Genomic DNA, 9988 nt, shown 5'->3' with positions numbered 1-9988 from the left:
GGACGTGCTACCGCCACCGGTCGGGCTCGACCCCACCGGGGTGCTCGACATCTGCGACGCGACCAGCGGGCCACAAATGGCCGGCGAGGTTGCGATCAGCGCGAGCTTGTTCTTCTGGCCCGGGAACTGAACCCCCAGGTCATTCGGCGTCGTAAGCGACTTCTTCGGCGCGGTGGCCGGATCCAAGCCGTGCACCACGATCACTGCGTTGTTGTTCCGGACCGCGGAGGCCGTGGCCGCATCGAGGGTGATCGTGCGGTTGTAGCTGAAGCTGCCGCCAGAGGGAGCGACGAGCACGTTGGTCGCGGCCTTGGGGCTGGTGTCACCCTTGGTCGACAGCGTGGTGCCGATCGGGCCGTATGCGGGCTGGCCCTCCGTGGTGCTGAGCACGCCGTCATGGTTGTTGTCGGCGGATGCGGTCGGGCACTCGTGCGAGCCCTTGACGTGGATGTGCTGCACGTGCGGGTAGGGCGCGCCGGCGAACGACGAGGGGATGCCGAGCGCGGTGAGCGTGGCCTTGTCCGTCGGCAGCTTGTCCCCCAAACCGGTCACGTGCTCGCTAATGGTCGCCTGATTACCGTTGAGCGCCACCGTGAAAGTCCCGGAGGCCGCACCGGACGGTGTGTTCAACGGCACCGGTTGCAAGGAGGCCGTGTAGGTGGTCGATGCGGTGTCCGCGGATGCGCCGCCCGGCATGGCCAGGCCAAGGCCCGCGATTCCGAGTGCTGCGGCGGGGAGTGCCCACCGGATTGACTTGTTCATACGCTGTTTCCCTTCCGTCGGGCCAGGAGGGTCCCGGCACGGTACTGCTACCGGCTATTCGAGAAGGTTTTGGAAGTCGGTTCCAGGAACGGGAAAAGATCTTGCGCGCTGTTCTGAAGCCCTGATGGGTGGCTGAGTGCGTCAGTGTCCGGCTGGTCCCGGCGCATCCGACGAGCTAACTCACCCACGGATGTTCGACTAGGGCGCGCGAGCACTGCCCCGGACCATACGAATGCGACCGGAGCCGCCAGCAGACTGTCCTTCCTTGCACCTGTCCGCTCGGCTGTCCGTCGGGCCAGACCCGATTGCAACGGGACGTGCATCGACCTCGCGACCAGCAATACCAACTGCGGCAGCTGCGGTCATGCGTGCGCCACAGGCGCGACGTGCGTCAACGGCATTTGCACGACGTCCTGCCAGAGTGGCCAGACCCTGTGCAACGGGCTGTGCGTCACCCTATCCAGCGACCGCAGAACTGCGGCAGCTGCGGGACTGTCTGCCCACCCAGCTCGACGTGCAGCAGAAGCCAATGTTCCAACGGCACCTGCGTGAGCAGCTTGGCTCCCGCCGGGACGGTCTGCGGCCCGCCATCTGCGCTGACGCGACGCACTCTACGGTCTCGACCTGCAACGGCAGCGGATCCTGCGTCGGTGTCACGCAGTCCCGCGCCCATATACGTGCGGACCGTCGGGCACCTGCCTCACCGCCTGCACGAACAACGCCGACTGCGCAGTCAGCAACGTCTGCAGCGGCGGACTATGCGTCCCGGCACCCCCGGGACCCTGACTCGGCGTACGGCGCCACCGCGATCACGCAGATGCTCGGGCGCCGAGAATCCCGTGCCCACCGCGGACTTGTCCCGGCGAACATTTCGCCGAGGCCGCAAGCGGGCGGCCGGAAGGACTGCGCCCTCCCCCACCCCGGCGTGCGATGCTGGCTACGTGGTGTTCAACATGAATGTCGGCGGCGGGCAGTCGATCTTCGCTCAGTCCTCGACACGGCTGAACGAACTCGATGCCGAGTTGCGCGACAAGCACACCGGGAAACCTGCCGAGGACATCAAACCCCTCGTCCTCCTCGCGCTCCGGCGAATCGGTGTCAGCCTGTCTGATGCCGAACTGGTCGCGTACGCCGACGCCGTTTCCCGCGGCGAGAAATTTCGGTTCCACTCAGGCTGACACGCTCAGGCGTACACGCTCAGGCGTTGAACCTTGCGGCACAGGGCATTGCGCCGGCAAGAGCGGATCGGGTATCCGGTCGCCGAGGCGGAGTAAGCCGGCTCCGGTCAGTGCTGCCGCCAACGCCGCCCCACCAGACGGTGTCGAGTGACGTTGCCAGCAGCGCGCCGCCGGCTGCGGGGCCCAGGGCCACGCGCGGCCGGAATCTCGAAGGTCTCCAGCGCCGCGGCGCTGGGGCCCTTCATCGTGGGTCAGGCTGTGGTCAGGCGAGGAGCGGCGCTCTTGTGCCGACTCGCCGGTCGTTGCCGGCGTGTCTGCACAAGAGCGGCGAAGAAGCGCCCGAGCTGACATCTCGGCCGTTTGTCAGGCTAACCTGACAGCATGTCGAAGCTCTGGAAGCGGCTGGGTCCCTGGTTGCCGGGCGGCGAAGCACCCGACGACGGCGACGCCGCGCTGCGCGCCCTCGCCGGCGTCGCCGACGTCCGCCGCTCCCTCGACCAGGCCGAGCTGTTGGCGGTGCGCACGGCGCGGAGGCATGGGAAGTCGTGGACCGAGATCGCGACCATGCTCACGATCAGCCGGCAATCGGCGTGGGAACGCTGGCGCGAGCTGGACTGCGACGCCGAGACACCGCCCGACGAACGTGCCCGCATCGGGGCGAGCGCAGCGATCGAACTGGCCGGACGCATTCGTCGCCGGCGAACGGTCGCGGTGCCCGACCTCGTCGGCCTCACATCGGCCGACGCTCTCGGGATCCTGACCCACGCCGGCCTCGAGGCGGTCTCGGCAACTCCGGGCATCGAGCTTCGGGACAGCGGCGACGATGTGCGGCCGACGGTGGTCGTCCGCCAGTCCCCCGACCCGGGTACGCGCATACAGGCCGCTTCCGCGGTCAAGCTCTGGCTCGAGCGTGGCGACGGTGAGGCCGGCGTCCGCGAACGCCGGCGGCCGACCACGCCACCGCGAGCGGCGAGAGCCGAGCGGGACGAGCGCGCGGAAGAGGCAGTCGGCTGACGATGGGGCAGGGACAGCAATCTCGGCCCGCACTGCCCGATGACCTGCCGATCATCGAGCGCAGTGCCGTCCGCCTCGTCGTGCTGGACGCCGGCGCCAGGATCCTGCTGTTTCACACGCACGACCCCGACCATCCTGACCTCGGCCAATGGTGGGAGCTGCCCGGAGGCGGCTTGGATCCCGGCGAGACATATCTCGACGCTGCCGTCCGGGAACTGCTCGAGGAAACGGGGATCGTCGTCGAGCGCTCGCAAGTCGGATCACCCACGTGGCGCCGCCGAGCATCGTTTGTCCATCGACAGACTCGCCACCTGCAAGATGAAGTGATCGTGATGGTCCGCCTGTCCGGTCCCGGACCCGACGTCGACGAGGCCCAGCGCCTCGACTACGAACGCGAGGACTACTTCGGCTTTCGCTGGTGGCCACAAGCGAAGATCGTCCACAGCAGTGAACGCTTCTACCCGGGTAACCTGCCCGCGCTCCTCGAGCCGTTCCTGCGCGGCGAGCAGATCGACGAACCCTTCGAGCTGTGGTCCTGAACGACGTCAGCTCAGCCTGACGGACGAACTGTTGGCCCTGGTGTCGCTCGCAGCCCCATCGGCGGTGTCGCCGGCCGCGCGGTAGAACCCGATTCGGCGGCGATGCCGGTGTGGATCATGGGCCGTCGAGGCGGAGACACACCCGCCCGCTCCGCCTCGACGGCTGCTTCGAGCTCTTACGTGTGCAAGCCGAAGCCGTACGGGTAGAGCGGGTCGTAACTCGGGTCACCGACGTTGATCGGTTCCTGGCTGACGGTGCGCGGCCAGGTGACGGGCAGCTTGCCGGTGTACGGCGCGGTCCCGAACAGGTCGTCAGCCACTCCCTCCCCCTCGCTGCCGGGAAGCCACGCCGCCACCAGCGCGTCGGCCTCGCTGAGCTGCTGCGGGTCGATCTGCAGCGGGCGTCCCGACACGACGACCACTATGCATTTCGCCGCGGCCGAGCAGACCCGGTCCACGGCGGTCTTGTCAGCGGCGGCGAGCTGCATGTCCTTGACCGGGCGGGGCACGTTGTGATCACCGGGGTCGTACGCCCACTGCGGGCCATTGACGTCGCCGAAGCCCTCCGCGTACGGGGTCTCGCCGACCACGACCACGCCGGTCGCGCCGTGCGGGACCGGCGCCGACGCGGTCGCGCTGTAGGTCACCTTTGCGTGGCCCGCGTGCTGACGGATGCCCTGCAGGATCGTCGTACCCGGGATGACATTGGTCGAGCCGCCCTGCCAGGTGAGCGTCCATCCTCCGGCCTGGTTGCCGATGTCGTCGGCATTGCTCCCCGCGACGTAGATGGTGCCGCCGTTGCGCCGGATCGGCAGGGCGTGCTTCTGGTTGCGCAGCAGCACCTGCGACTCCTGCACGGCCTTTCGGGCCACGGCTCGGTGGGCGGCGTCGCCGACCTCGGGCAGGTGCGTGCGGTCGGTGTAGGGGTGCTCGAAGAGCCCGAGCTCGAACTTCTTGGTGAGGATCCGGCTGACGGCGTCGTCTATCCGGGCCATGGACACCTGACCGGTGTTCACGGCATCGGTCAGCGCAGCCTCGAACTGGGCGAAGTTGGAGGGCTGCATGAACATGTCGATGCCGGCGTTGACCCCGAGTACGACGCGCTGCTCGAAGGTCGTGCCGGCACCGGGCTGGATGTGGTCGATGCCGTTGTAGTCGGAGATGACGAAACCGTCGAACCCTTCCGTGCCCTTGAGCCAACCGGTGATCAACTCGCCGTTGCCGTGCATGTTGGTGCGGGTGGCGTCACCGACGAACTGCACGTCGGAGTACGACGGCATGACGGAGCCGACGTGGTGCTGTTGGACGGCCGGGATGTAGGGCGCGAGGGCGAGCCGGTCAAACGTCGCGCGGTCCACCTGGTCGACGCCCTGGTCGATGGGGTAGTTGCCGGTTGTCTGGTCGTTGGAGCCGGTCCCGTAGGTCGTCAGGCCATCGCCGGCGAAGTGCTTGCCCGTGGCCAGGACGCGGTCGTTGTCCTTGAGCTGGCCGGCGCCGCCCTGGAACCCGTCGATGGTCGTCTCCATCTGCTCGACGAGCGCGGGGTCCTCCCCGAACGACTCGTAGGTGCGGCCCCACCGGTCGTCGCGCGCGACGCAGATGCAGGGCGCGAAGGCCCACTGCGGGCCGGTCGAGCGGGTCTCCGAGGCGGCGATGTGCTCGACGGCGGCGACGAGTGCGGGGTCACGAGTGGCGCCCAGTCCGATGTTGTGCGGGAAGACCGTGGCGCCGTACATGTTGCCGTCGCCGTGCACCGTGTCGATGCCGTACAGGATCGGGATGTGCAGGGGCGCCTGCAGTGCGGCGCGTTGGTAGCGGTCGACCATGTCGGCCCAGGCCGTGGGCGTGTTCGGCGTCGGAACCGAGCCGCCACCTGACAGCAGGCTGCCCAGGTGGTCGGTAGCGATGATCGACGGGTCGCTGTCCACGGACCCTCGTTCGGCCTGCGTCATCTGGCCCACCTTCTCGGCGAGCGTCATCCGCCCGAGGAGGTCGGCCACGCGTTGCGGGATGGGCAAGGTGGCGTTCTCGTAGGGCAGGGTGTCGGCCTCGGCCGGAAGGGCCGCGGCTACGAGCGCTGGCGCCAGCAGAATGCCGGCGACTGCCGCCCGGGCGAGGGGTCGAAACGGAATCACGAACTGCCTCCTGGACTGTAGAGACGCGGGGTCCTGAGTCACAAAAGCCGTTCTACTCCAGCTATCCGATATTTGTCACGTACCCGAACGAAACTTCCCAAACGGGCAACGCCGCGGTCACCGGGCCTGGTTGAGACGGACGCGAACGGCAACGAAGGCACAGCCGACCACGACGACGGCGCCGGCGGCCGTCGCGGGCGTCAACCGCTCGTGCAGCAGCAGGCCGGCCCAGCAGATGCTGAACACCGGCTGGACGAGTTGCACTTGGCTGACCCGCGCCATCGGTCCGAGGGCGAGTCCGCGGTACCAGGCGAAGAAGCCGAGGAAGGCGCTCACCACCGCCAGGTATCCGAACGCCGCCCACTGCGCGGCGGTGGCCGACGGCGCGTCCCGGAGCACGGCAACGCCGAGCAGCGCGAGCATTCCCGGCGACACGAGCAGCAGGGCCCACGACACGGTCTGCCAGGCGCCGAGCTCCCGCGCGAGCAGGCCGCCCTCGGCATAGCCGACGGCCGCTGCGGCGACGGCGCCGAACAGCAAGATGTCCGCCCAGCGCACGGAGCCGTAGCCCCCGCCCTGGTCGAGCGCGAAGCCGATCGCGGCGAGCGCACCGATCCCGGCGACTATCCAGAACAACCACGGCTGATGTTCGCCCGAGCGGATGACCACCGCCACCGCCGTGGCGGCGGGCAGCACGGCGATGATCACCGCACCATGACCGGCCGGCACGCTCGTCAGCGCATAGGACGTCAGCAGCGGAAACCCGACGACTACCCCACCGGCGACCCACGCGAGGCGTAGCCACTGCCGGGAACTGGGACACGGCTGACCCGAGAGGCGGAGGCCCGCCGCGGCGAGCACGGCAGCGACGACGGCCCGGCCTGCGCCGATGAACAGCGGGGACAGCCCGCCGTCGGCCACCCGGGTGAACGGAATCGTGAACGAGAAGGCGAGCACGCCGAGCAGACCCCACAACAGACCCGAGGCCGGCCTGACGCGTAACGCTGGTTCCTCTGTGGCGATAGCGCTATCGTCGTTCTTCATGTCCAACGATAGCAGCCTGCGGATCATCGACGACCTGCGCGCGATTGTCGCCGCGGGGACGCCCGGCATGCGGCTTCCGTCCACGCGCGAGCTGGTGACGCGCCACCAGGCCAGTCCGCTGACCGTGCAGCGCGCGCTCCGCGTCCTCGCCGCCGATGGCGTCATCGAGAGCCGACCCGGCGCCGGCACGTTCGTCCGCGCCGTTCACCCGGCCAAGACGTCGGACTACAGCTGGCAGACCGCCGCCATGCGCGGGAACCAGTCGCGGCTCGGGCCGATAGCGGCGGCGATGCGCAGCGCCTCCCCCGACGTCATCGCCCTCCACTCGGGATATCCCGATTCGCAGCTGCTGCCCGAACGGCTCGTCCGCGCTGCCTTGACAAGAGCGGCCCGCAGCGAGGCGGCCCTGTCCCGCCCGCCGGTCGCCGGACTGCCGGGATTGCAAGCGTGGTTCGCGAGCGAAATCGGTGCGGCGACCCGGGCGGGTGTCACCCCGCCCAACCCCAACGACGTCATCGTCCTGCCGGGCAGTCAGAACGGACTGCGCTCGTTGTTCCGGGCGCTCGTGAGCCGCGGGCAACCGGTGTTGTTGGAGTCGCCGACGTACTGGGGAGCGATTCTGGCCGCGGCGCACGTCGGCGTGGACGTCGTACCGGTGCCGTCGGGGCCGGCCGGCCCGGACCCGGACGAGCTCGATCGCGCCTTCCGCGAGAGCGGCGCCCGCGTCTTCTACGCGCAACCCAACTACGCCAATCCGACCGGCGCGCAGTGGCCGTCCCAGGTTGCCGATCACGTGATGGAGGTCGTGCGTCGGCACGGCGGGTTCCTCATCGAGGACGACTGGGCCTGCGACTTCGGCATCACCACGCAGCCAACTCCGGTCGCGGCCGGGGACGACGCCGGGCACGTCATTTACCTCAGGTCACTCACAAAGAGCGTGTCACCGGCCGTCCGGATCGCCGCGGTCATCGCGCGGGGCCCGGCCCGGGAACGCATCCTGGCCGACCACGCGGCCGACTCCATGTACGTCAGCGGGCTGCTGCAGACAGCGGCGCTGGACGTCGTCACGCAGCCCGCCTGGCAGAGCCACCTGCGCAATGTGCGTCAGCAGCTGAAAGCACGCCGAGACCTGCTCCTGGCCAGTCTGACCGAGCACGTACCCGTCGCCCGCGTCGAACATTTACCTGCCGGAGGGTTGAATCTGTGGGCCCAGCTGCCCAGTGGAACCGACGTCCTACGGCTGACTCGCGACTGCGAGCAGGCCGGACTGCTCATCGCGCCGGGCCCCGAATGGTTCCCCGCCGAACCCACGGCGCCCTTCGTCCGCCTCAACTTCGCCGGCCCCAATCCCGAAGATTTCGGCCGGGGCGCGCAGATCCTCGCCTCCGAGTTGGCCAAGCACGGCCCAGCTTGACCTGAAGCGGGCTTCAACGTGTCTGCTGTCAGCATGCCGATGAGCCTGCGCTTCGAGATCTTCCCTGCGGACTTGAACGTGACCGCCGACTTCTACACCCGCGTGCTTGCTTTCGAACTGGTCGTCGACCGCCGGGACGGGCCTGATCCCTACCTGGCGCTGAGGCGAGATTCCGTCCGTGTCGGAGTTGCCGGCCCATCGGTCGACGGTGATCGTCGGCACCGGCGACCGCCCACAGGTGTCGAACTCGTCCTCGAGGTGGACGACGTCGTCACCGAACACGAGCGCGTCCGCGCCGCCGGCTGGACCGTCGACGAGGACCTGACCGATCGCCCGTGGGGTTTGCGGGACTTCCGGCTGCTCGATCCGGACGGCTACTACCTCCGGATCACCGAACGGGCTCGGCGCTGATCAGCCCCGCGGGCTTGTCACGTATCGATAACGGTCACCGTGCTGATGCCGTGGCCCCGCAACGTACCGGCCGAGCTGCGCGTCACTATGAGACGGGGCAGAACTGGGGAGGGCGTGTGCGTGGAGACCGGGGTCGACCGATCAGCGTGTTCGGACGGGCCGCGGCGGCACTTGCCGTCGCCGGACTGACCGTCGCGGGGTGCACGAGTGGCGGCCTGGGCAGCCCCGACACGCACCGCGGGTCACGATCGGGGTCACCCTCGGCACCGGGCTCGCCGTTCGACGCCGGATCACCGTCCGCTTCCACCAGCCAACCAGCCGCGGAGCCGGTGCGACTGCAGATCACCCCGGCGACCGGCGACCGGGCCGTCCGGCCGGATCACGCGGTCACCGTGGTCGCGGTCGGAGGAACGCTGACCAGCGTCTCGGTGCGCGGCGCCGGCGCGGAACTGCCCGGGCGGTTCGACGCTCAGCGGCAACGGTGGACCAGCGCATCGGCTTTGCACGTCGCGTCGCGGTACACGGTGACGGCTACGGGCACCAGCGAGGCGGGGCCGGTCGTCACGACCACCAGCGTCTTTCGCACCTTGTCACCGGTGCAGACGCTCAGGGCCGAGGTCGCGGAGAACGCCGGAGCGACCTACGGCGTCGGCATGCCGATCCAGGTCAGCTTCAACCGCCCCATCGCCGACAAGGCCACCGTCGAACGTGCGCTGCACGTCACGACGTCCCAGCCCGTCGTCGGCGCCTGGTACTGGACCGATGATCAGGACGTGACGTTCCGGCCTCGCGACTACTGGCCGGCCCACACGACGGTGACCGTCCGCGCCGCGTTGAACGGGGTGCGGGCCGCGGCCGGCCTCTACGGCCGTGCGGATGTCACGCGCAGCTTCCGGATCGGGACGTCGCTGATCGTCACGGCGAGCACCGCCACTCACCGCCTGCACCTGTATCGCGACGGCAAGCTGCTGCACAACTGGCCGATCAGCACCGGCAAGCCGGGTGACGACACGCCGAACGGGACGTACCTCACGATCGAGAAGGCGAGCCCGGTCCGGATGCGGCCGGCCGACATCGCGCCCGGGCAGCCCGGCTACTACGACCTCGAGGTGCCGTGGTCGGTGCGGATCACCTGGAGCGGCATCTACCTGCACGACGCATGGTGGTCGGTCGACCAGCAAGGGCACATCAACGTCTCGCACGGCTGCGTCAATCTGCCGCCCGCGGCCGCCGAGAGCTACTACAAGATGTCGGTGCCCGGTGACCCGGTCACGATCACCGGGAGCCCGGTGAGTGGCAATTCCGGCGACGGGTGGACGGACTGGTTCCACTCCTGGACATACCTGCTGGCGCACAGCGCCCTGCACGAAGCCGTCATGGCCGGGCCGGCCGGTAGTAGGTTCGTCCTCTCCTCAGCCGTACCCGCCTCGATCGCGACGGCGCCGCTGGGGCGGCCCGTCCCAGGCAACTCCGCCTCCTGAGGCGGGCCGG

General features: G+C 69.2%; 8 protein-coding genes and 1 pseudogene. 6 read left to right on the top strand and 3 right to left on the bottom strand.

The genetic code is table 11. The features are described from left to right. Window positions 1-552 (bottom strand): annotated as a pseudogene (locus tag ABR571_RS04745) (hypothetical protein); the annotation flags it as partial. 1151 nt (window positions 553-1703) lie between these two features. On the opposite strand from ABR571_RS04745, the gene ABR571_RS04740 reads away from it, so the two are divergent. The 3 genes from ABR571_RS04740 to ABR571_RS04730 all read left to right on the top strand — a co-directional run bounded on the left by ABR571_RS04740 (window position 1704) and on the right by ABR571_RS04730 (window position 3493). Next, window positions 1704-1940, top strand: coding sequence for a hypothetical protein (locus tag ABR571_RS04740; RefSeq protein WP_409452038.1), 237 nt, complete (start codon window positions 1704-1706; stop codon window positions 1938-1940). Between the two features lie 381 nt (window positions 1941-2321). Beyond that, complete coding sequence (locus tag ABR571_RS04735) at window positions 2322-2954, top strand: PASTA domain-containing protein (RefSeq protein WP_409452037.1); 633 nt, start codon at window positions 2322-2324, stop codon at window positions 2952-2954. Window positions 2955-2956: 2 nt separating this feature from the next. After that, the gene (locus ABR571_RS04730; RefSeq protein ID WP_409452036.1) at window positions 2957-3493 is read left to right on the top strand and encodes an NUDIX hydrolase; all 537 of its coding nucleotides are present in this window, start codon (window positions 2957-2959) and stop codon (window positions 3491-3493) included. A 176-nt stretch (window positions 3494-3669) separates the two neighbouring features. Here ABR571_RS04730 and ABR571_RS04725 read toward each other — a convergent pair whose 3' ends face one another. Together ABR571_RS04725 and ABR571_RS04720 are read right to left on the bottom strand one after the other, a co-directional pair. Further along, window positions 3670-5628 carry a glycoside hydrolase family 3 protein gene (locus tag ABR571_RS04725; protein WP_409452035.1) on the bottom strand — a complete coding sequence of 653 codons (1959 nt, stop codon included), beginning with the start codon at window positions 5626-5628 and terminating at the stop codon, window positions 3670-3672. Window positions 5629-5745: 117 nt separating this feature from the next. Beyond that, window positions 5746-6672, bottom strand: coding sequence for a DMT family transporter (locus ABR571_RS04720; protein ID WP_409452034.1), 927 nt, complete (start codon window positions 6670-6672; stop codon window positions 5746-5748). Between ABR571_RS04720 and ABR571_RS04715 the strand changes: the two genes are divergently transcribed. The 3 genes from ABR571_RS04715 to ABR571_RS04705 all read left to right on the top strand — a co-directional run bounded on the left by ABR571_RS04715 (window position 6671) and on the right by ABR571_RS04705 (window position 9978). Then, window positions 6671-8086, top strand: coding sequence for a PLP-dependent aminotransferase family protein (locus tag ABR571_RS04715; RefSeq protein ID WP_409452033.1), 1416 nt, complete (start codon window positions 6671-6673; stop codon window positions 8084-8086). The genes ABR571_RS04720 and ABR571_RS04715 overlap by 2 nt on opposite strands. 33 nt (window positions 8087-8119) lie before the next feature. After that, on the top strand, window positions 8120-8497 hold the full coding sequence (locus ABR571_RS04710; RefSeq protein WP_409452032.1) for a VOC family protein: 378 nt from the start codon (window positions 8120-8122) through the stop codon (window positions 8495-8497). 116 nt (window positions 8498-8613) lie between these two features. Beyond that, window positions 8614-9978 (top strand): Ig-like domain-containing protein, encoded by a 1365-nt coding sequence (locus tag ABR571_RS04705; protein ID WP_409452031.1) that lies wholly within the window; start codon window positions 8614-8616, stop codon window positions 9976-9978. Window positions 9979-9988: the final 10 nt, after the last annotated feature.

Source organism: Jatrophihabitans sp. (assembly GCF_046262535.1).
GTDB lineage: Bacteria > Actinomycetota > Actinomycetes > Mycobacteriales > Jatrophihabitantaceae > Jatrophihabitans.
Note: the sequence above shows the minus strand (reverse complement) of the source record. Positions and strands in the feature narration are given on the sequence as shown.